This window comes from Spiroplasma tabanidicola (assembly GCF_009730595.1).
In the GTDB taxonomy this organism is placed as follows: domain Bacteria; phylum Bacillota_I; class Bacilli_A; order Mycoplasmatales; family Mycoplasmataceae; genus Spiroplasma_A; species Spiroplasma_A tabanidicola.
In genome coordinates, this window is the sequence record NZ_CP046276.1 from 205,216 (window position 1) to 231,251 (window position 26,036).

18 protein-coding genes are annotated in these 26,036 nt (G+C 24.8%); all 18 read left to right on the forward strand.

All coding sequences use genetic code 4. From position 1 onward, the window contains the following. Positions 1-6: 6 nt before the first annotated feature. On the forward strand, positions 7-762 hold the full coding sequence (locus STABA_RS00980) for an ABC transporter ATP-binding protein (RefSeq protein WP_156005644.1): 756 nt from the start codon (positions 7-9) through the stop codon (positions 760-762). Beyond that, positions 762-3,242, forward strand: a complete 2,481-nt coding sequence (locus STABA_RS00985; RefSeq protein ID WP_156005646.1) for a hypothetical protein — start codon at positions 762-764, stop codon at positions 3,240-3,242. The genes STABA_RS00980 and STABA_RS00985 overlap by 1 nt, the downstream gene beginning before the upstream one ends. A 139-nt stretch (positions 3,243-3,381) precedes the next feature. Beyond that, on the forward strand, positions 3,382-5,100 hold the full coding sequence (gene ptsP, locus STABA_RS00990; RefSeq protein ID WP_156005648.1) for a phosphoenolpyruvate--protein phosphotransferase: 1,719 nt from the start codon (positions 3,382-3,384) through the stop codon (positions 5,098-5,100). A gap of 121 nt (positions 5,101-5,221) precedes the next feature. Beyond that, a complete protein-coding gene (locus tag STABA_RS00995; protein ID WP_156005650.1) occupies positions 5,222-5,920 on the forward strand; it encodes a hypothetical protein in 699 nt (232 codons plus the stop codon). A 91-nt stretch (positions 5,921-6,011) separates the two neighbouring features. After that, positions 6,012-7,154, forward strand: coding sequence for a hypothetical protein (locus STABA_RS01000; protein WP_156005652.1), 1,143 nt, complete (start codon positions 6,012-6,014; stop codon positions 7,152-7,154). Between the two features lie 81 nt (positions 7,155-7,235). After that, entirely contained in the window at positions 7,236-7,937 is a 702-nt protein-coding gene (locus STABA_RS01005) for a hypothetical protein (protein WP_156005654.1), read from the forward strand. A gap of 67 nt (positions 7,938-8,004) precedes the next feature. Continuing rightward, positions 8,005-12,138 carry an ABC transporter permease gene (locus STABA_RS01010; protein ID WP_170264667.1) on the forward strand — a complete coding sequence of 1,378 codons (4,134 nt, stop codon included), beginning with the start codon at positions 8,005-8,007 and terminating at the stop codon, positions 12,136-12,138. A 1-nt stretch (position 12,139) separates the two neighbouring features. After that, positions 12,140-13,240, forward strand: coding sequence for a transcriptional regulator (locus STABA_RS01015; protein WP_156005658.1), 1,101 nt, complete (start codon positions 12,140-12,142; stop codon positions 13,238-13,240). A gap of 19 nt (positions 13,241-13,259) precedes the next feature. Continuing rightward, positions 13,260-14,372 (forward strand): lipoprotein, encoded by a 1,113-nt coding sequence (locus STABA_RS01020; RefSeq protein WP_156005660.1) that lies wholly within the window; start codon positions 13,260-13,262, stop codon positions 14,370-14,372. An 84-nt stretch (positions 14,373-14,456) separates the two neighbouring features. Continuing rightward, on the forward strand, positions 14,457-14,933 hold the full coding sequence (locus STABA_RS01025) for a PTS sugar transporter subunit IIA (protein WP_156005662.1): 477 nt from the start codon (positions 14,457-14,459) through the stop codon (positions 14,931-14,933). 80 nt (positions 14,934-15,013) lie between these two features. Continuing rightward, positions 15,014-16,264, forward strand: coding sequence for a CPBP family glutamic-type intramembrane protease (locus STABA_RS01030; RefSeq protein ID WP_156005664.1), 1,251 nt, complete (start codon positions 15,014-15,016; stop codon positions 16,262-16,264). Positions 16,265-16,271: 7 nt separating this feature from the next. Beyond that, a complete protein-coding gene (locus tag STABA_RS01035) occupies positions 16,272-17,165 on the forward strand; it encodes a pseudouridine synthase (RefSeq protein ID WP_156005666.1) in 894 nt (297 codons plus the stop codon). A gap of 33 nt (positions 17,166-17,198) precedes the next feature. After that, on the forward strand, positions 17,199-19,118 hold the full coding sequence (locus STABA_RS01040; protein WP_156005668.1) for a hypothetical protein: 1,920 nt from the start codon (positions 17,199-17,201) through the stop codon (positions 19,116-19,118). A gap of 71 nt (positions 19,119-19,189) precedes the next feature. After that, complete coding sequence (locus STABA_RS01045) at positions 19,190-20,824, forward strand: hypothetical protein (RefSeq protein ID WP_170264668.1); 1,635 nt, start codon at positions 19,190-19,192, stop codon at positions 20,822-20,824. A 10-nt stretch (positions 20,825-20,834) separates the two neighbouring features. Then, positions 20,835-22,832 carry an NAD-dependent DNA ligase LigA gene (ligA, locus tag STABA_RS01050; protein WP_156005673.1) on the forward strand — a complete coding sequence of 666 codons (1,998 nt, stop codon included), beginning with the start codon at positions 20,835-20,837 and terminating at the stop codon, positions 22,830-22,832. After that, positions 22,832-23,122 (forward strand): Asp-tRNA(Asn)/Glu-tRNA(Gln) amidotransferase subunit GatC, encoded by a 291-nt coding sequence (locus STABA_RS01055; protein WP_156005676.1) that lies wholly within the window; start codon positions 22,832-22,834, stop codon positions 23,120-23,122. The genes ligA and STABA_RS01055 overlap by 1 nt, the downstream gene beginning before the upstream one ends. A gap of 2 nt (positions 23,123-23,124) precedes the next feature. After that, the gene (locus STABA_RS01060; RefSeq protein ID WP_156005678.1) at positions 23,125-24,582 is read left to right on the forward strand and encodes an amidase family protein; all 1,458 of its coding nucleotides are present in this window, start codon (positions 23,125-23,127) and stop codon (positions 24,580-24,582) included. Beyond that, positions 24,575-26,014, forward strand: coding sequence for an Asp-tRNA(Asn)/Glu-tRNA(Gln) amidotransferase subunit GatB (gatB, locus tag STABA_RS01065; protein ID WP_156005680.1), 1,440 nt, complete (start codon positions 24,575-24,577; stop codon positions 26,012-26,014). The genes STABA_RS01060 and gatB overlap by 8 nt, the downstream gene beginning before the upstream one ends. The last annotated feature ends 22 nt before the right edge of the window (positions 26,015-26,036 follow it).

Consider the following 26,036-nt stretch of genomic DNA (forward strand, 5'->3'; position numbering starts at 1 on the left):
AATACAATGATAGAGATTAAAAAAATTACTAGAGATCTAGGTGGATTCTTCTTAAATCAAGTAAGTTTTACAATTAAAAAAGGTGCAGTTGTTGCTTTTGTTGGTGATAATGGTGCTGGTAAAACTACAACAATTAAATCTTTGTTTGGTGAAATTAAACTTGATAGTGGTGAAATATTAATAGATGGAGAAAGTCTTTTTATTAATGAAAATTTACAAAGAATAGCATTTTTTCCAGACTCAAACAATGTACCTATGGATATGACATTAAAAGATTATGTTAAATACATATGTGCTATTAATGCAATGAGTTCTAAACAAACAAAAGAAAGATCAAAAGAAGTATTTGAAATGTTAGGTTTAGAAAAATATATTAATAAAAAATTTAGAGAACTATCTGCAGGATGAAAAAAACGCGCTATTATGGCAAGCGTTCTTATAAGATCTCCAGAATTTATAGTTTTTGATGAGCCAACAGCAAATGTTGACGTTGAAGCAAAACTTTCATTTATGAATATTTTGCATGAATTATCAAAAATCGGAGTAACAATTTTAATTACTAGTCATATTCTTGAAGAACTTCAAGAGGTGGCAAATTATTTAGTTTTAATTAAAAATGGAGAAATAGTCTATGAAAAAGACTTTGATAATCAAAAAGAGAGCATTGCTCAAATATATAAAAAATTAATGGCTGAAAAATCAGATAACATTAAATTATTATCAGAAATTTATTCTCCTATAGATCAAGGAGGAGTAAAATAATGGAAGCAAAATTAGTTAAAAATAAATCTGAAAAAAAACCATTTAAAATTATGCCTCGTTTTGAAGGGAAAATGCTATTATTTTTTATTACTATTAGAAAATCATTTTCTAGCAAAGCAAGCAAAGGAACTGGAATTACATTTTTAATTTTAAGTTTTATATTTACATTAATAACAGCTTTAACAAATAAAGGTTTTAGAGTAGATCAATCTATCTCTCAAATTTCTATTACTATTGGATATATTTTTATAATATTTTTCTATTTAGTTTTTGCAAGTATTATAGTTGTAAGTTTATTTAAAGTGCCAATTCTAGAAGGTATTCAACAAATTGAAACAAGAGCTGGAATAAGTCTATTTAAATCATTTTTAATTAAATATATAGCTTACATTACTGTAACCTATATATATTTATTAATTAATTTAATTATAGCAGCAATTTTATCAACAACTTTTTCAAACCAACCATTAAGTTCAGCTTTACTTATTTTCTCGCCAGTATTATTTTTAATGTTATTTACATTAATATGATTTCCTATTTTATGTACAATTTCATTAATATCATCTGTTGCAATGGGAACATTTGGTAACATATTTTTAGGAGCAATTGTATCATTAACACCATTTATTAATGGTATGATTGGGGTAAATGAAGACTATGATAAAGTTAAATATAGAGCTATAATTCGTTCTCAAATTGCAAAATTAAGTTTTGCAAATGATTTTTATAAAAAATTTATCACTGATGATAAAGTAAAAGGAATTTTTGAAGAAGATTCAGATACAGATATTTTAAAAACAATAGCTAATAATTTAGAAGTAGTAAATTTAGAAGATTTAGCATTAGATAATTTAGAAACAGGTCTTATTAAAGAAGCAATAAACTCAAATAGCTCAGAATCAAGTAGACCAAATGGTAATTCTGATTCAAACTCACAAATAAGTTTTTCATATTCTACAGTTGTTTCAAAACTAATTAGGGCTTTGTACGCAGGACAATTTAACTTAGAATTAGATTCATCAATTAGAGAATATAAAAATCATTTAGATGATATTGAAGAAAAGATTATTAATTCAAATCCTAATAATTCAGGAAGTTTTAATGAGTATAGTAAAGATAATTTAAACACAAAAATTGCTTTAAAAGAAAACAATCTTGAATCTATAAGATTTAAAGCATCAACTGTTTCTCAAAAAACGGTTTTAAGTGGATTAGAAATAAATAATGTTTTAAATGAAATATATAATAAAGTAGCAGAAAGTATTTTTACAGAAGATCAAGCACCAGTTTCATACCCTGGATATCAAGGGGGATTGTTTATAGATCCAGTTGATGAACAACTTAAATCAATTAATCAGTCATTCTTAGATATAGATTCATTATCTAAATGATTAGAAAAAAAATTGCCAGACTATAGTAATTTATTAAAATATATCAATAGTCAATATAATAACTATAATGAAATTTTATTTAATAGATCTAAATGAACAAGTAGTCAAACCGGAGATTCATTTAATGATAATGAAGCTCAATCAATTTTTAGAGTGCCTGCAAATACTGGAACAGATTTATATAGTATTAATGGACAAACGGATAGCAATTTATTGGTTTACAAAAGATATCCAGAATTGATGATGATAAATAATTTGATTATACAAAATTGAATTAATACAATGACTTATTCAACAGAATTTTTAAGAATTTTAGGAAATTTAAATTTTGAAGATAGTTTAGGGATTGATGAAGCTCAAAATAGTTTACAAAATTATATGAAAGATTTTGTAAAAATGAATCAACTTAACTTATTCAATCATTTTTGAATTATGTACGAAGGTTTAATATATGATAGTGCATATGGAGATGCATTATTCACAAATACTTATGAATTGGCTTCAAAAGGAGTAAATAATAGCATTGAAAATTTTGTTGATTATGCAAAATACGCAACTGCTAAAACAGATAGACAAATAAAATACAAATTTAGCAGTGATTCATATTTTAAAAACCAAATAACAGATTATATGCCAAAAGACTCAGAAGGTAAAGTTACAGATTGATCTATAACTTTGGAGAATATTGATGGTGAATTAAGTAGAGAAAAAATATTTAACGGATTACAAATGCTTAATAAAAAAGCTCTTATAGCAAGTAAAAATAATGTAAATAATATACAATCAGTTTCTATTGCAGGATTAACTGCTGTAAAGAGTGGAAGTGATTGATATATTAGACCAGTCAAAAATCAAAGTTACTGAAAAAATCCAGAAGAAACTAGTGGAAGTCAATATAACTTTAAAGATGTAAAAGTAATTGTAAAAAATTTAAATACAACAACAAAATTGCAATCAATTTTTAAAGAAAATCCATTGCAAAAAGGATTGGGATTCAATATTATTTTAGCTGCATTATCATATTTTGCATTTTCATTATTAGCAACAATCCTTGTTTTCTTACTATTTAGAAGACAATCAAGAATCTAGTTTATAAAAAAATATTTTGTATGAATAGTACAAAATATTTTTTTTATGGTTAAAAACATTCAATTTATTTAACCTTTTAAAATAAAACTTTATTTTGTGTATAATTAATATGATATAAAACTTTAGGAGGAATATAATCATGTCAAATAAATTAAACGGAATTGGAGCAAGTAACGGAATTGCAGTGGCTAGCGTATATGTTTTAGATGAACAACCAATTGTTATTCCTAAAAAGGATGCAACCAATTTAGAGCAAGAATTAGAATTAATTAACTCTTCAATCGCAAAAGCAAAAAAAGACTTAGAAAGTTTACAAGCAATTGCAAAAGAAAAATTAGGAGAAGAAAAAGCAGCTATATTTGAAGCTCATGCTTCAATTTTAGAAGATCCAGCAATGGCTGAAGAATTTACAGCATTAATAAAAGAAAAAAACTATAATGCGGCAAGAGCTATTGATGAAGTTTCTAAAAAATACATCGAAATGTTCGGAGCTATGGAAGATGCATACTTCAAAGAAAGAGCAGCAGATGTAAAAGATGTAACTCAAAGATTAATTCGTTATGTATTAAAAATGCCAGTTTTAGATTTAGCATCAATTAGTAGTGAAGTTATAATTGTTGCAGAAGACTTAACACCAAGTCAAACAGCACAATTGAACCCAAAATATGTCAAAGGTTTTGCATGTAATGTTGGGGGAAGAACAAGTCATGCTGCAATTATGGCAAGAAGTTTAGAAATTCCTGCAGTTTTAGGTTTAAGAACAATTTTATCAACAGCTAAAGAAGGAGATGTTTTAGCAATTGATGGAAGTACAGGAGATGTTGAAATTAATCCTTCTGACAAATCAGTTTGAGAAGCAAAAGCAAAAAAATTCCTTGAAGAAAAAGCAGAGTTAGAACAATTTAAAACAAAATCAACAATTACAAAAGATGGATATGATAAATTCATTTTAGAAGGAAATATAGGTAGTCCAAAAGATGTTGCAGCTGTTTTAGAAAATGGTGGAGAAGGAGTTGGACTATTTAGATCTGAATTCTTATACATGGACAATGATCATTTCCCAACTGAAGAAGAACAATTTGAAGCTTACAAAAAAGTTGTAAGTGATATGAATGGTAAAATGACTGTTATTAGAACACTTGATATTGGTGGAGATAAAAAGCTAAGTTATTTTGCATTCCCAGAAGAAATGAACCCATTTTTAGGATATCGTGCTATTAGATTTACAATGGATAGAAAAGACATCTTTAGAGATCAAATTAGAGCATTATTAAGAGCAAGTGCATTTGGACCTGTTGGAATTATGTTTCCAATGATAGCAACAATTGATGAATTTGTTAGTGCAAAAAAATTCACTCTTGAATGTAAAGCAGAACTCGAAAAAGAAGGGGTTGCAGTTGGAAAAGATTTAGAAATTGGTATGATGGTAGAAATTCCTGCAGCTGCAGTTAATGCCGAAAACTTTGCAAAACATGCAGACTTCTTTAGTGTTGGAACAAACGATTTAATTCAATACTCAATGGCAGCAGATAGAATGAGTGAAAATGTTACATACTTATACCAACCATTTAACCCATCAATTTTAAGATTATTAAAATTGACAATAGATGGAGCTCATAAACATGGAAAATGAGCTGGTATGTGTGGAGAAATGGCTGGAGAACCAGACGCAGTTCCATTATTAATGGGATTAGGTCTTGATGCTTATTCAATGTCTGCAACAAGTATTACAAAAGCAAGAAGCATAATGTCAAAATTAACATTAGTAGAAACTCAAGAACTTGCAAAAAAAGCATTAGAATGTGAAACATCAAGTCAAGTTTTAGATTTAGTGCATAAATTAATGAGCGATAAATAATATAAAAATCCTATTTGAAATAGGATTTTTTTGTTACTAAAAATTTTTTTAATTATAAACAATTTTTATAAATAGTCATTTTAATCTAAAAAAATATATAATAAAACTCAATAGGTGCATTATGAAAAGAAATAAAAAATTAAAAGTTTACTTACAAATATTAATATTTACATTTTTGTTAGTTATACTTTTTGAAAGTTTAGACAATAATAATAAATTTATGGTTTTGTTTGATCAAGTATTAGTTTTTTTAATGGTGCTTTTTTTATTTTTATCATCACTTTCAATAATAATAATTTTTTCAAAGTTTTATGAAGAAGTAAAATTAAATATATCTAAATATTCATTAATAAAAAATATTAGAAAATCTCAAAAATCAATTTTACTGAATAAAATTACTTTATTTTTATTACCTCTAGCTTGTTATAGAGTAAATATTACTTCAAAAATTATTTTGGATACAGATGATGGAAAGAACTTTTTAATTTCTTTAACTGTAATTTGTGCATTAGCAGTTATTTTGACTTATGTAAGTTATTTTTTAATTTTTTCTTATTTACTAGAAGCAAAAAAAAGAAATTTAACAAAAAAAGAAGAGTTATGACAAGAGATTATTTATAGCAAAATTGAGTTGGAATTTAGAAATATTGTAGAGTTACAAAAAAACAATTTTTTGGAAAATATAAATTTAATTTTTGAAGATAATATTAGATCTTTTTTACTTATAGAAAGTAAAAAACATAATTTAATAATTAATGCGCGATTCTCTTTATTATTGTCAAATAAGAAAAAGGCCAGCACTCCTCCTGATTTTTATTAAATATGTATTTTAAAAGCTTTTATAAATTTATATTTTTGTAATAAACAAAATATTTTTTGTTATATCTAAAAAAATAAAAGGAGAAAAATTTATGAAAAAATTACTTACTATTTTAAGTGTATTAACTATGTCTTCATTTTCAGCTTCTATTCTTGTTGCATGTGATAGCAATAATAATCAACAAAACGAAAAAAACGATAACCCATCTAATGAAAACAATAATGTGAATAATAATAATGAAAATAATAACGAAGAAAAACCACAAGAAGAAAATAACGAATTAATAGATTTGAGTGCATTAAAATATAAAAACTTACCAGCAGGCTATATGGAAAACGGAGTCTATGATAGAGACAATGGTGCAAATTTAGGAAATAAAAAAAATTTAGAGTATAAAATTAATGCTGAATCTATTTTGTTTTCTTTAAACCAATTAAACAAAATAGATTTAAAAAGTAGTGACATTGAAATATCGGAAATCGATAACGGAACAGCTGGGATGAATGGAGTTGCTGTTATTAAAGCTGCAATTGGTTCTAAAAGTGTCAAAGGAGAAACTAGTTTAATATTAAATCAAAATATTAATTTTTCAGCTTTAGTTGGAAATAGAAAACTTAATAATATTTATATTAAACAAGATATTTTTGATAATTTAGAAACTGAAATAAAAGATCCAAATAACAAATCTGCTTTTGCTGCATATATAGTAGAACAAATCGGAGTTTCAAATCCTGCTCTTGAGGCTCTTGCAGAACCTATGGTTAGTGGTGCAGAAAAAATATTACCCAAAGTCAATTTTACAAGCAAAGAATTTGTGATTCAGGAAACACCATCACTTAATGGATTGTTTGTAGCTGATCAGAATTTAAAATTTGAATTAAATTTTGTTAAAGACGAAAGAGCATTTTTTATAAAAAATAAAGATTCGCTCCCATTAGTAAATATGGAGTTAGATAAAAATACTGATGTTAGCCCATCTGAAAATTACATTTCCTTAAAAAAAACAGTATACAAAAAGTTAAATAACTCTAATTCTTGAAAGAACAAAGTATCTTTAGAAGAATTTATAAAATTTACAAGAGTTCAGAAAGGAAAAAGAAATATGTATTATATAAATGTAATTGCTGGGTCTTCAAAACTTTATGGTCATGACTTTTTACTTTTCTTTATGTCAGGTAAATTATTTGATGAACAAGGATCTGTTAGAGTTAATGCACAAGTCAAAAACAATTAGAAAAAACATTTTATTTAAGTATAAAAAAAATATATTTTTATAATTTTAAAGTTATAATTATTTTATTAATAAAGGTGAAATATGAAAAAAGAAAAAAAACAAAATAGCTTTATTAAAATAGTTATTTTTGCAATATTGTTATGATTCTTATTTAGTAGTCTAGATAAAAATCAAAATTTATCAATTCTTTTTAATCAAGTTTTGATTTTTTTACTTGTTTTATTTTTACTTTTTTCATCAATTTCAATAATTATAATTTTTTCTAGATATTTTGAAGAAGTAAAATTAAATATTTCTAAATATTCATTGATTAAAACTTTTAACAGATCACAAACACCAATTTTGTTAAATAAGTTGATTATTGTTTTAGCGCCAATAGCTTGCTATAGAGTAAAATTAATAGCAAATCTATTTTTAAAAGACTTTAATCAAAACTATTATTTGTTATCACTTTTTATAATATGCACTTTAGCAGTATTGTTATCATTAGCTAGTTATTTTTTAATAGTTTCTTATTTTATTGATATGAAAAAACGTAACTTAATATTGAAAAACAATGATTTAGAAGAAGTGCTGCTAAATCAATTAAATTTAGATACAAATGATTTATTTGAAATTAAAGTAAATCAATTTTATAATTCAATTAATATTATTTTTGAAAACAACATTAGAGCTTTTATTTTAGTTGAAAATGAAAAACATAACTTAAAAGTTAATAGTTATTTTTCTATTTTATTAAACAATAACAAAAAGGCAACAACTCCTCCTCGATTATCTTTTTAATTCTTTTTATTCAAAATTTTAATGAATTAATATTAAGAGAGGAATAGGTTTAACGACCTTGATGAATATGCGGATACAAAAACCTTTTTTTAAAAACGCATTTAAAAACATTTTAAAAAACAAAATTCAGTTTATTACTGTTATTATTTTGATTTTTATAAGTAGTTTGGTTTTTACAATGTGTTACTCTGCAACTTCTAGAATAAATAAATCATACAATGAATATTCTTCACAAAAAGAAAGTAATTTACATGATTTTGTTGCAGATTTCACTTCAACTTCTTACATCAGTAACGAAGACAATGAAGACAAAATAAATTTTAAAAAATTATCTGATCCATTAATAAGAGATAATTTAGTTTTAACTTATATAAAAAATAAGTTACAAGATACTAATAACAGTTTTGTTTTTGATAGAGTTGAAGCAAGACAGTTTTCATTATCTACAAATAAAACTTTAAAAGTTGTAATTTTAAATCCTGAACAAAAAGTAGACAAATTTGTTGTTGAAGAAGGTATGGATTTAAACACTTGGACAACTTATTCAAAAGCTACAAATAATTTAAGTTTAAAATGAGCTTATATTGATAGAAGATTTGCAGATTATAATAATATTAAATTAAACGATATTATTAGATTACAAGATGATAAATTTGGTAGTTCAATTCTTGTAAAGAATAGCCAAAATAAGGATAAAGATTTTGATAAAACTTTAAAAGAACATGAAAATGAAGATATTAGTTTGTGAATGAACAATACTCCATACAATGAACTTAGTTGATTTCAAGTAGTTGGATTTGGTAGTTCAGCTGATTTTGTAACACCAATTGTAAATTCTGAAAAACCACTTCCTAATTATAAAGAAGAAGCATTGGTTTATGTGAACCCATTAAATTTTGGAATTACATATAAATACTATGAAACAGTTTTTGCAAATAATGAATTTAGTTTAAACAATTATGGTTCTACAAAAATTTGATATTCAGACAATCAAATATCAAACTATGAAACTTTGAAAGTTATATCTGATGCTGATAAAGAAATTTATTTTGTAGGAAAATTTGCAAATGAAAAATATAAAGCAAATTCTATAGAATATTTGAATAATTTAATAGAAAGTTTTGAAGTATCAAAAGAAATTGGATTAAAGTCTAATTACATAAATGCTTTAAATGAAAATGCAAAAATATTTACAAAAACAGGTGATTCTAACTATTCAATGGGAGCTAGAACTAGTACTTTTCCGTTTATATTAATAATATTTAATGTTGTTTCATATGTTTTAATTGCAATTATTTTAGGAATTGGAATTGTAATTTTAATAGCACAATTAAAATTGCAATTAGAAAAAGCTTTTGGCCAAATGGGAGTAATGATTTCATTGGGTTATAAAAAAATTCAGTTGATACTTTCAAATAGTATTTATGCATTTATTATTGCATTAGTTGGAGGAACTATTGGATATATTTGTGGATACTTTTTACAATTTTTAATAATTACTGTTTTTGATAAATTTTTTGCTATTCAAATTCAACAAATTAGTTTTAATTTAGAATCATTCATTATATCTATTTTTGGGATTTTTGCATTTTTAGAGTTTGTAACTCTTATAACATGTATTTATATGTTTAACAAAAATACTGTTTTAGAAATGATAAATTACGAACAAAGAAGTGCTACAACTAGATTTAATTTATTTTTTAAAAAATTATTTATTAGAAGAACAAAAAACTTTAACTCTAAATTCTCAGGAGCAATCTTATCAAGCTCTGTATTAAAATTGTTTGCAGTTTTAGTTTCTATGTTTGTTGCAGCAACAATGACAACAGCAAGCATAATTATGCCACATGTTCTAAAAGAAAACCAAAAATATATTTACAGCGGTGATGAATATGATAATAAGGTTACTTATTATTCTCCAATTTATAATGATCCAGTTTCTTTTTATAAAACTTATAATCCTGAATCAACAAATAAAAATTATGACTCTTTAGATGCAAAAAATTTAATTGATAGTTATTTAAAAAATAATATAAGTTCAAAGTTTTTTAATCCATCAAATGACTTGGGTGAATTAAATGATATGAGTTATAAAAATATTGATTTAGATTATTTAAAAAGCAAAGATTTATATTTACAAAATAACTCACAAAATAGTTCTGATTTATTAATAACTTCTCTAACAGGAAGTTTGTGACCTGATATATATAGATATGTAAAACCTTCATGATTAAATAATAAAAAAGAATTTATGGATGTACTATTTAATGCTAATAACTCAAGAAATGCAATTGAAGACTTAGAAAATATGAGATTATTTTATTTAAAATATAAACATACAATCGGATTAAATATTAGAAGAGAAGGTTACTTTGTAAAAAGAACATCTTTACTTACATCGCTTGCAAGTGATGGTGGACCTAATAATGACTTAATATCTGCAAATGAGTTTGCAAGTAATTCTTCAATACCAATAAGTGTTAATATCGAAAAAGACGGAAGCATAATGAATGATGAAGTATTTCAAAACTCTTTATATAAATTTGTAAATAGTTCAAATTATATGTCAGAGTCAGTTGTTATATGTGGACCGATTTATAATTGAATAGTTGCTTATTTTAGAGCTAACTTACAACAAATTTTTTTACAAGGAATTTATACAAGCTTACCTTCAAACATTAGAGACATAATGTTAAAAGAATTTGAAAAGGATAATGGCTCATTTAATATGTCTTTTGGGACAACTCCTTTTAATCAAGAAAATGAAGAGTTGGGAACATATTTAAATTCTGAATTAAAAAATATTGATTTTAAAGTTTATGGTATTAATCAAAATGGATTACAAAAACTTTATGACAATAATTCAAATGATATTAAAGCAAAACTTGTTGAAAAAGATTCAATAATAATAAATGAAACATTAGCGAAGAAATTAAAATTAAAAGTTGGACAAACAGTTGATATTAATCACATCATTGAATATTTAGAAAAAGATGGTCAAGAACTTGGTGTTGATAGTTGAAATACTAATAAGATCAATGCACAAGATTCTGAAGGATATACTAGTTCTAAAAATATTTATAAAAACTCAGTTTTAAATTCAAAAAAAATAGGGTGAACTAATAGCAAAATGATTCAAGATGATGTAGATGAGCAAGAAAAAGATTTAGTTTATTATTCTAGAATAGACTTATCAAGTGATAGTATGGTTTCTCCAACTAGTATGTCAAAACAAATTAAAAAAGGAGCAATCAAAAAAAAGGTTAAGAAAATAAATAAAGAATATAAAGTTGTAGGAATTGCAAATCAGTATGGAGTTTCAAAAGCATGAATAGATAATGAAACTGCAAATGAACAAGCACAATACAATAAAACAAAACCATTATTATTTAGTTTATTTATTAAAGAATGATCAAATCCAAAAAGTTTAGTGAGTGGTTCAGAAGAACAAATTTTTGTAAACAAGTTGAAAGAGTTTAACAATACATCAACTTTATTTAATAGTAATTATGAAAATTTTGTAAATTGAACAAATTCAAACCAAGATTTTAATAAATATTTAACTTTATTTAATAATGAGTATCCGATATTTAATTATAAAAACTCAAATGATAAATCATTTAGTGATTTATCTAAGGGTATTACAACAATTCAAAGATATGGAGATTACACAATATTTGGATTAAAAGGTGGAAAAGTAAATGGAGCTAACCAAACTTCATATTCAGCATTTTCACAATCACCAATTGAAAGCGTTTGACAATATGATGCTGCAATTGAAATTTTATCTAGAATTGAAAAAACTCTTAACTCGATTATTTTTACATTGTTGCCAATTATATTAATTATTAGTTTTATAGTAATTTTATTAACAATTAACTCTGTTATTGCAAAAAATCAAAAAATTATTGCGATGATGAAAATACTAGGATATAGCAAAGTTTATATTTCTAGATTATTTATAGGTATATATATTCCACCTGCAATTCTAGGATCAATTCTAGGATTTGTAGCAGGCTGGTTCTTTTTGAAACTAACTTTATATAATGCAATAACTTCAATATTATTACCATTTAATTTCTACATTTGATATTTAATCGTTGGAGGGTTTGGAACATTTGTTCTTTACTTAATTAGTGTTGCTATAAGTTGAAATGCACTAAGAAGAGTAAATATGCTAATTGCTGTTCAAGGAGGATAAAATGAAAAAACTTTTAAAATTACTTTTAGTAGTTACAAGTATGGTTCAACCTATTATTATTGTAAGTTGTGATAAAAAACAAACCAATACTTTAATAGATAGACCAGAACCAATTTTACCTATCTCTAAACAGGGATTTGAAAATGTAAATATTGATGCAATTGAAATTGATAAAATTATGTACAACTATGATTTGTATGAACAAGTAATTGAACAGCTTAAAAAAGCAAATTATAATGTAAATGATATTAATGTAAGTGTTATAAAAAACGGAATAAATACTTTAGATAAAGATAATTCCGATTTATTTAGAAATGGAACATATGAATGAACTTTTTCTAATAAGAATAATGATAAAGAATATATAAAAGCAAAACTAATTATTACAAACTCATTAAATTTAGCTGATATATTTAGTGCTTTAAATATTGGAACAATTTATGACAGTCGTCCAAAATCAATATTGATAGGTTTACTAACTAAGAATTTAAACTTAATAAATATGATTGAACAAATTTCAGAGCAGTTAATTGATGTAAAAAATTATATTTACAATCAAAATAATAAATCTGCAATTATAAAAATTTCAGAAGATAATGATTTTCCAAAATTAAGTGGTGGAAAAGATGTTATCCCTAAAAAGTTTTATGGGTCAATAGAAGTTAATTTTGAAATACAAAAATTTGATTATGCAAAATTAAATGATGATCAAAAAGGAATAACATTTAATCAATTTTGAAAAAATTTAAATTATATTTCTAGTAGTGATATAAATATGCCTAATAATATTGGAATAATAAATCAATTTAATATTTATAGTTTATTAATGAGTTTAATTATTACAAATTTTACTACTGGTGAATCACAATTTTATTGACCAATAATAATAAATGATATTTTATCTGAAGAACAAAACTCATTTAAACCAGAAAAATCAGATAAACCAAATGCTATTGAAGGAAAAGATTTTATGGTAAATATTTATTTTAAAGAATATAAAAATGAATATCCAAATGATGCAAGTAATGAACAACTTGATAAAAACTCATTTATTTTTGATCAAAAAGAACCAGTAAAACTATATTTTAAATACTTAAATTAAGTAAAAAAGGAGAAAAAAAATGAAAAAATTACTAGCTATTTTAGGAGTATTAACAATGATGTCTACAACATCTTCGGTAGTTGTAGCTTGTGGAGAAGATAATACATCTGATAATTCAAGTAATAACAAACCAGTTGATCCAGAAAGTCCAACAGACCCAAATACTCCAAATGAAGATTTGATTGATTTAGCAAAATTACAATATAAAAATCTTCCAGCAGGTTTCATGGAAGCTGGTGCTTATGATAGAAACAATGGGAAAAATTTAGGATCAGAAAATAATGAAAATCAAGTAGATTTTTATAAAATTAATTCAGAGTCTGTTTTATTTTCTTTAAATCAAATGAATAAATTAAGTTTATCAAGTGACGATGTTGATATTTCTGAAATATCAAATGGAGAATCACATAATGGTTATGGTGGAGTAGCTGTTATTAAAGCTAAAACTGGATCAAAAAAAGCAAAAGGAGAAGCATCTTTAATTTTAAATCAAAGTATTGATTTCAAAGCTCTAGTTGGTAATACCAATTTAGATAATATATACATTAAAGAAGATATTTTCAATGATTTAGAAAATCAAATGAAAAATGAAAGTAATATGCAAGCATTTGCTGCTTTTATCATTGAACAAATAGGAGTTGCAAATCCAGCTCTTGAAGCATTAGCTACACCAATGATGTATGGCGCTGCAGGAATAATACCTAATACAAGTTTTACTCCAACTGAGTTTAATATTTCAAAGACACCTTCTTTAGATGGATTATTTGTAGCTGCACAAGATTTGGTATTTAAAACTAAGTTTGTTAAAGATGATAGAGTAGTGTTAACAAGTTCTGATACTCAAAACATACAACTAAATAAAACCGTTAACCAAGACTCAAAAAATAATTACATTGAAATAAAAAAAGCGGCATATAATAAATTAGGTAATACAGGAAATTGAAAAAGCAAAGTAGATGTCAACGAATTTATCAAATATTCAAGGGTGGAAAAAAAAGAATCAGGATATACAGTTTATGTCATTTCGGGCTCATCTAAAATTTATGGACATGATGTATTATTGCCATTTGTCGCTGGAAAATTATTAGTTGCCAATGCAGTAGTAGATATTGAAGTAACAATAGCAGCTTAAATTTATGCTGTATTTTAAAATAAAATAATATTAATTAAAATCTTATTTTATATTGTAAAATAATCTAGAAAGGGGATAACTCTTATGGGATTATTTACAAAAAATAAAAGTTTAGAAGTTTTTGCACCTGTTGATGGAGAAGTAATAGACTTATCAACAGTTAAAGATGATGTTTTTGCAGAAGGTATGCTAGGTGATGGTTTAGCTTTTGTTCCTGCAAGTGGAGAATTTTATGCTCCAATTGATGGAAAATTAGTTACAGTATTTCCATCAGGACATGCTTATGGAATTGCAAATAAAAATGGAGTAGAAATTTTACTACACATTGGAATTGACACAGTTTCTCTTGAAGGAAAAGGGTTTGATGTTAAAGTTAAACAAAATCAAACTGTATCAAAAGGTGAATTACTTGTAGTAGTAGATTTAAAAGAAGTATCTTCAAAAGTTCCATCAATGCAAACACCATTAATTTTTACAACTGATTCAATGCAAGGTAAGCAAATTGAAATTGTAAAAAAAGGTAAAGTTTCTAAAGGTGACTTAGTAGCAATAGTAAAATAAGAAAAAAATGTTTATATATAAACATTTTTTTTATTTTTATAGAGTAAAATAACCTTAGATTAATTTTGGAGCTGAAATAAATGATTAATAAAAAAGACTATTATAAAATTTTAGATGTTAATAAAGAAACTAAAATTAAAGATATTAAAAAATCATATAAAGACAAAGCAAAAGAACTAAATGTTAATGTTGACATGGAAAATAAAAACGATTTTATAGAGTTATGTGAAGCTGCAATTGTATTGACTGATAAAAAAAAGAAAAGGCTTTATGACAATGGTGGTTTTGAAAAAGTTTATGGAAATAATCTAGAAAATTATACAGTTTTAAGTTTTGATGATTCTTATAAATTTTTTATGGGTAAATATAAAGATACAAATAACAAAATTTTTTTAAATAAGTTTACAAATTTTCAAGAAAAAGTTTATGGTTTAACAACAAGTGGTTTTAATTTTAAGTCTTTAAAATGAAAAACTGATGGTTTAATTTTTCTGGCATCAACTTTATTTTTTCCATTTTTAATTTCTGTTATGGCAAAGTTGCTTTTTACTTGATCTGATAAAACTGAAACTGCATTGCAATTCATATATATTATTTCTGTTACAGTTGGGGCAATTGTTTTGATTGCATATCATAAATCTGGTTATTTTAAATATGGTTATGCATGACAGTTTTTATTTGTAATAATACCTTTATTAGCATTAATTTTGGTTATCGCATTTTCAAATGCTAATCAATATATTTTAGCTATGGTTGTAAATTTAGTTCCAAAATTCATATTACTTATCTTGATACTTTATATTGATAAAAAAACAAGAAAAATAATTATAGAAACATTTAAAAAACATTGATTAACACTTTTAATCACTTGTGTTTTTGGATTTATAATAATTATAGGAATAAATTTATTAGTGTCTGGAGTGATAGAGCAAAAATTATTTAAGTTAGCAGAATCTAAAAATGAGTCTAATTTAGCAGGAGCATTATCTGATCAAAATGCTTCTAAAACAACAAAAATAACATATGCAATTTTATTAGTTCTTTATGCAGTGATGGTGGCTCCTTTTGTTGAGGAAATGGCATTTAGAAGTGCTTGATTTTTAAACGTTTCAAATAAATGATTAGCATATGTAACAAGCTCAATTGCATTTGGGTTTATTCACTATGGATTTAGTGGAGATTTTGAACACGTACTTTCATATTCAGCAGGAGGATTTATTCTTGGTGGAGTATTTATATGAACCAAAGGAAATATAACATACAGTTGATTGGTTCACATGGGAAACAACTTATTTGCAGTAATTGTGTTATTAGTAAGCGTAAGTTGATAGGAGAAATATGACAATATTAAAAGTAAATAAAAATGATGAAAATCAAACAATTTTTAATTTTATTAAAAAGAATTTTAAAACAACAAGTTTATCAGTTATATATAAATGATTTAGAACCAATAAAATAAAATTAAATGAAAAAAGAATTAAAGATCAAAAGAGAGTTTTAAAATTAGGAGATGAAATCAAAGTTTATGATAGTGCTTCTATTTCTAAAAGAAATGAAGAAAAACTTGTAGATTATTCTGAATTAAAAATAATATATGAAGATGAAAATTTATTAATTGTAGATAAACCTTCAAATCTTGAAATGCATTCTTTAATAAACATTTGTTTAGATCAAATAGTAAGAAGTTATTTGATAGATACTAATAAATATGATGTGGAACTTGAAAATAGTTTTGTAATAAGCCACGTTCATCGCCTTGATAAATTAACAAAGGGATTAGTTATTTATGCCAAAAATAAAAAAAGTTTAGATATCTTATTACAAGCAATTCAAGATAAAGATAATATTGAAAAATTTTATCTAGCCAAATTGGAAAATAACAATATTAAAACAGGACTAATTGAAGGTTTTATTGATTATAATAGTGATACTCAATTAGCAAATTTCAGCTTAAAAGATAACAAGTTTTTTAAATCTTGTTCTCAAGAACAAAATTGATTTAATAAAGAAGAAAATATTTTAGAGGTAAAACTTTTGACCGGTAGAAAACATCAAATCAGAGCAATTTGTTCTTATTTTAAATCTCCAATAGTTGATGACTTTAGATATGGAGCTAAAAAATCTAAGAATAGATCAATTGATTTAATTGCGTATAAATTAATATTTAAAAACTTTAGTGATGAATTAAGTTATTTAAATGACAAAGAATTTTGCTCCACATTCATTTTCTAAAATGTTATTATTATAAGGTTAGGGGGAAAAACTATGTTATCTACAAAACAAAGTATTTTTAGTACTATTATAGGAACATTTATTTCCCTATTAAATACAATCATACAATTCTTACTAATTTATTGAGTTTTAGAAAAATATGGAACACAGTTTAACGGGTTTGTTAAAATTGTTGGTTCTTTTTCTATGCTTGTTTCAACAGCAGAGAGTTCATTAGGTATTGCAACAACTATTTTATTAGTTAGACCAATTGCGCATAATGACTGAATCACAGCAAATGAAGTATATTCAACATCAAGAAAACTATATCGAAAAGCATGTAAATCAGAACTTGCCATTACTGCTGCTATTTGTTTGTTATATCCTTTATATGCAGGATTATCTTCTCAAGAAGGTATATTTAGTGCACAAAGCTGAGAAAATATTGCCATTCCTTTATCTGGAAAAGTAAGTGGAGATGCAAGTTATTGAGTGCTAATATTAATAGCATTTTCATTTGGGGCTAAAAATATTGTTGGTAACTTTTGATTTAACTCAATCGAGTGTGTAATGGCAGCGGATAATAGAAATACTGTTAGAAGATTAATAATATTATTTAGCGATATTTTTATTTACTCATTGGTATTTTATTTGATGAGCTTAAACAACATTCCACCGTATATTCCATTTTTCAGTTTAATAATTTATAGTCCGATAAAAGGGTTTTTAGTTTCTCTATATGTTAAGCGAAAATATTTGTGGTTAAAATTTTATAAAGATTTTAATAGTTTTAAATTAACTACAATTTCAAAAAGAATATCATATTCTTCAATCGGTACATCAATTTTAATTAACTCAGATATGATAGTTGCTGCTTTGTTATTAGGATTAGGCGTTTCTTCAACACTTTCTTTATATTTGGTTATTGCTATAAATGTTAGATTGATTATGACAAACTTTATAACTTCTTTTAGAGAATTTTTTATAACACTTGTTGCTCAAAGAGGAAGAATAAATTGAGATAGTTATTCAAAATATGAACTTTATACATATTTAGTTGCTGCATTCACTTTTATAAATATTGCAATTTTATCTCCATATTTTGTAAGTGCTTTATATTCAGATCTTGCGTTATCAAATTTAGAATCAGGACATTTTGCAAATGCCGAAAGAGATGCTTTAACATTTATGTTTTTTAGTCCTAAATTTTCAATCTTATATGCTTTTTCAACCGCAATTATAATTTTATGTGAAGGTCAAATTACTTTAATTCATGCAAAAGGAAGATATGGAGAGGTTTCTAAATTTCAAAATATTTTAGGAACCGTTTATATATTTGTGGTTTTAGGATTAGTATTTTTAGCAAAAAAATTTGCAATTGGTGGAGCAAATAATCAATTAATTTCTGGAATAGTTACTTTATATGTTGTAAAAGGACTATTTTTAATTGTTAGATATTGTTATTTATGATTATATGTTTGAAGATATGCAACTTATAACTCAACTTGAAAACATGTTTGAAATAATATTGCTATATTATTCACAGCACCAACAACAATGACATTGTTTACATTATTATATTTAACAAAACATTTTGATATACAAGAAAAAGCAACTGGTACAAATACACCAATATTGCCATTAGTAATATTATTCTTTGGGGTTATATTTATAAGCGGAATAGTTTTAATTTTAACTGCATATATTTTTTCACCAAAAATGATGAATGGAATTATGAAAAATATGCCTTTAATAAGTAGAATCTTAAATAAAAAACAAACAAATGCAAGATTAAAAAGATTTGAAGAAAATGGTATTGACATTGAAAAAATTGTCGATAAAACCGATGAACTTGCTCCAGCAATTTATGGAATAGTGAGCGAATCTTCAGCGGCAGATTTATCACTTGATACAATCGATATTAATGTTGAACAAAAAAATGATAAAATTTATGTTTTAAAAGGAAAAGATTAAACCTTATTTAAATAAGGTTTTTTATTTGAATATAGTCTTAATATCAAAAGTTATATAATGATATAATCAAAATGGTGAAATTAATGGGAAGTTCAAACATCATTATTCCAATAGCTATTGCGATAACATGTATATTTGTTTTTTATGCATCTGGTGTAATTATTTTGGAGTTAATTAAATTTAAAACAAAAAATCCATATGCAGCAATTGCGGCAGGATTTTTTTCATATTTTACATTTATTTCAATATTTACCTTTCCATTACAATTAATCTCAGTTTTACCTTATATATTTTTTATATATTATTTATGAGCCTTATCAATTGTTTATATAATATTTTGCTTAGTTTTTGCAAAACATTGATTGTCTTTAAATTTATTAAGTAAAAATCTATGATTTTTTATTTTAGCAGTAATAGTTATTGGTGTTGCAACATATTTTGAATATAAAAAATTAGGAATAGAAAATGAGTTTTCTAGACATAAAAATATTTTATCCATACTTTCATGATTAAGAGATAATCCAGTTTCATTTTTTAACAATTCTACATTATTTAACTTCTTAGGTTTTAGACCTTTTCAAGGTTGATATACCTTCCAATTATCAATGATAATTTTAACTGGAGTACAAAGCTATCAATATCAAGATATAATTATGCCTTTATCATTTATACTTGATGTATTTTTATGTGCTTCAATATTTATAACAATGTTTGATTCGTTTGATAAAACTAGCACAGCTTATAAAAAATATGCTTTATACATCTTATCATTATTTTTATTTACATTAACAAAAATTGCATTTATACATTATGATTATGCTTATTGAACTGGAGATACAATTTTCTTATACTTAATTTTTTATGCTATGGTTTTAGCTTTAAGATATACAAACATTGGTTTTCGAGAAAGAAAGATGCCACTTTTTATCGGTTTAGTTATTGGAGGATATATTTCATTTTCATGAAATAGTTCCTATCAAGTTTTATTTTTGATTTATTGTATTTTGTTTATTATTCAAAAAAAATATAATACAAATTTTACAAAAGACTTTTTAAAGATTTCTTCTATTGCTGTAATTGATTTAATATTCTTTAATTTAGTTTCTAAATATTACATTCCAACAATTTTGTTTGCAGCAATATTATTATTAATAATTGTTACGACTTATTTTATGTCAAAAAAATATTCAGCTGTTGTACGGTTTGAAACTTTTGTTGATTCAAAAATTACATTAGTAACATTGTTGCTACCAATTGTTTTTATGATAGTTTCAATTGCAATGACTTTAAAAACAAATAGATCTTTTGTTGATCCAAAAGAAAGCTATTTGAATTTTTTATATGTTTGAACAAACTTATTGCCAAGTAACACTTTAAGATTTTGAGCAACCTTTATTGCTGCAATGTCAATATTGATTTTGTCTGTTGTTTGAGTTTTTTTAAGAAAAAAGTTTAAGCTATCACTAATTACAGGGATTGTAGATTTAACATTAATAAATTATTTAACTTTTTATAATCCAATAGCTGTTAAGTTTATAAATTTAATTTATCCAATGATGAGTCAGTCGAATGGTTTAATTATGATTGTTCAAGGATCAGTACTTATGAATATTCTTGTCTATTGATTCTTTAATAAACAAGAAGAAAAAAATACTAAAAACAAAAGCGTGGTTGTGATAAAAAACTTTAATTGATTAAAACTATAGGAGAAATTTTATGAATAATGTTAAAGAAAAAATTTTAGAAATAAAACAAAAACTTAACGAATGAGGTTATGCCTATTATGTTTTAGATGATCCTGTTGTTGATGATGCAGAGTATGATAAGTTATTTAATGAACTAGTTAAGCTAGAACAAGAGCATCCTGATTTAATTACATATGATTCACCAACTAAAAGAGTTGGAGGTATTGTTTTAGATAAGTTTGAAAAATATCAGCATAAAGTTCCAATGTTAAGTCTCGCAAATGCATTTAATGAAAAAGATTTAAAAAATTTTGATGATCAAATTTTTAAAGAAATAGAAAATAAAAATTATAGTTTTTTTGTAGAACCAAAAATTGATGGTTTATCAATATCATTAATTTATTCAAAAGGAAAATTATTTAAAGCTGTTACAAGAGGTGATGGAGTATTTGGAGAAGATGTTACCAATAATGTTAAAACTATAAAAAGCATTCCTTTGGTTATCGAAAATAAAGATGACTATGTTGAAATAAGAGGAGAAGTTTTTTTGTCAAAAAAAGAGTTTGAAAAAATAAATCAACAAAGACAACTTGATGAAGAACCTTTATTTGCAAATCCTAGAAACGCAGCTGCCGGAACAATTCGACAACTTGATTCAAATATCGCTGCTTCAAGAAATTTAGATGCATATCTTTATTATTATATGGATAGAGAAAAAATTAAAACACATTCTGAATCCTTAAATTATTTAAAAAACTTAAAATTTAAAATTAACGAGTTAGGAAAAATTTGTAAAAACATTGATGAAGTTATGCAACACATCAATTATATTAGTGAGCAACGAAACAAACTAAATTATGAAATTGATGGAGTCGTAGTTAAAGTAAATAATTTTGATTTATATGAAAAAGTTGGTTATACTTCAAAGTTTCCTAAGTGAGCCATAGCATTCAAGTTTCCAGCAGAAATTAAAAATACCAGGCTTTTAAATATTTTTGCAACAGTAGGAAGAACAGGAAAAATTACTTACAATGCTAATCTTGAACCAGTTCAACTTGCAGGAACAACTGTTCAATCTGCAACTTTACATAATGCAGATTTTATTAAACAAAGAGATATTAGAGTTGGATCAATAGTTAAAGTAAAAAAAGCCGGAGATATTATTCCTGAAATAATAGAACCAATTAAAGATGAAACTTTTAAATTATTATCAGTTTGAAAAGAAACACATGTTTGTCCTGAATGTAACTCGGTTTTAGAGAGAGTAGAAGATGAAGTTGATCAATATTGTATTAATAGTTCTTGTAGAAGAAAAGTTGTTAGATTGATGGAGCACTTTGTTTCAAGAGAAGCTATGAATATTGAAGGGTTGAGTATAAAAATAATAGAAAAACTTTTTGAAAATAATTTTATTTATAATGTAGCAGATATTTATAAATTAAAAAATTTTAAAGAAGAATTAATTAGTCTAGATAAAATGGGAAAAAAATCTGTTGAAAATCTTTTAGAAGCTATAGAAAAATCAAAAACAAACTCTGCAGAAAAATTATTTTTTGGTTTGGGAGTAAGACATGTTGGTAAAAAAACTGCTCAATTATTAGTAACAAATTTTAAAGATATAAAAGACTTTGATAAAATTAGTTTTGAACAGCTAGAAAAAGTTCGTGATGTAGGGCCAATTGTGGCAAGATCGGTAATTGATTGGTTTGAAAATAAAAATAATAAAAAACTTTTAGAAGATTTAGTATCACTTGGAGTAAATACTTCTTATTTAGGAAACATTGGATCTAAATATAATGAAATTATTTCAAATAAAAGTTTTGTAATTACAGGCACCCTATCAAATTCTAGAAATTATTTCAAAAATATTTTAGAAGAACATGGAGCAAAAGTAATTGATAGTGTAAGTAAAAAAACAGATTATTTACTAGTTGGTGAAGATGCTGGAAGTAAACTTGAAAAAGCAAACAAACTTGGTGTTAAAATAATTAATGAACAAGAATTTTTAGAAATGTTAGGAGAAAAATAATGAAAATAAAAAAAGACTTAATATTTGAATTAGCTGAAGATATTATGTTAGAAATAACTGATAAAGAAGCAGAAGATTTTTTAAAAATAGAAAATCAACTTTTAGAAAAGTTTAATAAAGCTTATGCAATAAATATCGAAGGGGTTGAACCTAGTCATTATTGTTTTGATTATGCAAATACTTTTTTAAGAGATGATGATGATATTAGAAAAATTGACAAGCAAGACTTTTTAAAAAATGCACCTAAAAAAGACAATGACTATGTTGTTATAGAAAAGGTGGTTAAATAATTATGAATTTTAAAAACTTAACAATCGTTGATATTCACAATAAAATAAAAAATAAAGAATTAAAAGTTAAAGATTTAGTTGATAGTGTTTATGAAAATTTAAAAGCAGAGTTTAAATCAAATTTTTTAGTAACATTGATTGAAAATAAAAATAGTGAAAAAGAATTACAAGAATTATTTGATGAAAATAAATTATTATCAGCAATTCCTTATGTAACAAAAGATAATATTTCAACAAAAAATATTTTAACTACAGCAGGATCAAATATTTTATCAAATTATTTTCCTCCTTATGATGCAACAATCACTGAACATTTAAAAAATGAACATACAATTTTACTAGGTAAGGCTTCTTTGGATGAACTTGGAATGGGTGGAACTGGTTTGTTTGGTTTCAATGGAGAGGTAAGACATCCTAAAGATAGCGAAAGAATAGCAGGCGGTAGTTCAAGTGGTAGTGCGTATGCTGTTGCAGCTGGATTAGTTCCTTTTGCAACTGGAACTGATACAGGAGATTCTATAAGAAAACCAGCAAGTTATTGTGGTATTGTTGGATTTAAACCAACTTATGGAAGTATTTCAAGATATGGTGTTATACCATATGCTCCAAGTTTAGATCATTTAGGTTTTTTTACAAACTCAGTAGATGATGCTGCTATATTAAGTGATGCAACATTTAAACATGATCCTAAAGATTTTACTTCTATAAATAATGAAAATGAGTTTTATAAAAATATAAATAATTTAGATAAAAAAACTAAGTTTGGATTTTTAAAATCAGTTTTAAAATATTTTAAAGAAGATTTAAAAAAAGATTATCTTAATTTATTTGAAAAAATTAAAGCAGAAGGTTTTGAAGTAATTGAAATAGATTTTGATGAAAAATTATTAGCAACAATTCCTGCTGTTTATATGATGATTTCTTTTTCTGAAGGAGTTTCTACTCATGCAAATTTAGATGGTATAAATTTTGGTAAGCGTGAAGAAGGTAAAGATTATAAAGATATAATGAAAAAAACACGTACAAAAAATTTTGGAAATACTGTTAAGAGAAGATTTACTATTGGAAGTTTTCAATTAAAAAAAGAAAATCAAGAAGACTTACTTTTAAGATCAAAAAAAATTAGAAGATTAATTATTGAAGAATTAACAAAAGTTTTTAATCAGATTGATATTTTATTTTTACCTCCATCATTAGATGTTGCACCAACTGTGAAAAATATTTTAGGAACAGATGTTGAAGAAAGAGGCGATCATGATGGAATCTGAGTGGATGATATTTTAGAATTAGCAAACTTTAATGGTATGCCTTCAATTACAATTCCTTTTATAGAAAAAAATAATTTACCTATTGGAATAAATATAAATGCAAAACCAAAAAATGACTTACAAGTTTTACAAGCTGCAAAGTTTTTAGAAAATCTAATAAAAAATAGCAAAAGAGGTGATTCACATGAATAATTTTGAAGTTATAATTGGAATTGAAAATCATGTCGAATTAAAAACGAAATCAAAAATGTTTTCACCAGCACCTGTAAGTTTTGGTAAAGAACCAAATACGCAAATTTGTGAAATTGATTTAGGATATCCTGGGGCAATGCCAAGTGTGAATAAAGAAGGAGTTAAATATGCTCTTTTAGCTTGTAATGCATTGAACATGCAAATTGATAAACTTTTAAGATTTGATAGAAAAAATTATTTTTATCCTGATCTAGTTAAAGGTTTTCAAATAACTCAACAATTTTTCCCAATTGGAAAAGAAGGAAGTTTAGAAATAATTTTAGAAAATGGTGAAACTAAAAAAATAGAAATTGAAAGATTGCATATTGAAGAAGATACTGCAAAACAAATTCACAAAGGTGATTTAACTTTTTTAGATTATAATCGTAGCGGAATTGGTTTGGTTGAAATAGTTACCAAACCAGTTATAAGAAGTGCTTATGAAGCTGTAGAATACGTAAATAATTTAAGAGAAATATTATTATTTCTTGGAGTAAGTGATGTAAAGATGAGCGAAGGTTCTTTACGTTGTGATGTAAATATTTCTTTAAGACCATATGGGTATGAAGGTTTTGGAAACAAGGTTGAAATTAAAAATTTAAACTCATTAAATAATGTAAAAAAAGCAATAGAGTTTGAAATTGAAAGACAGTCAAAATTAATTTTAGATGGAAAAGTTGTGCAACAAGAAACCAGAAGATTTGATGAAACTAAGCAAGAAACTATTTTAATGAGAGTAAAAACTGATGCAATAGATTATAAATACTTTAGAGAACCAAATATTAATCCTATACTTTTAGATGATAATTGAGTGAAAGAAGTTATTGACAATTCGCCTGAACTTGCTAAACAAAAAAGAGTTCGCTATGTAGAAAAGTTTGGTTTAAGTTTAGATGATACAAATTATTTATTATCAAGTATTGAATTAACAAACTTTTTTGAAAAAGCAGTTTCATTTAATGTTGATCCAAAAAAAGTTGCAAACTATATAATCACAGATATTAAAGCTCTATTAAATAAAGAAAGTATAACTATTGATAAAACTCATTTAAAATCTGAAGATATAGTTGATATCATTAAATATTTAGAGTCAGGATTAATTTCTTCAAAACATGTAAAAGCAATATTGCCAATAGCTTATGCAACTAATAAAACTGTTGAAGAAATAATAAAAGAAAATAATTTAAAATTAATTAGTGATGAAAATGAGATAATGCATTTTTTAAAACCAATTGTTGATAAAAATATTGATTTAATTAAAGAACAATATGAAAATAGACCTGAAAGAGTTGAAAAAACTATAATGGGTCAACTTATGAAAGAAACTGCTGGAAATGTAAATCCAGATTTCGCAATGAGTTTAATTAATAAGTTGATAAAAGAAGTAAAGTAGAAAAATCTTCTTTTTTTATATA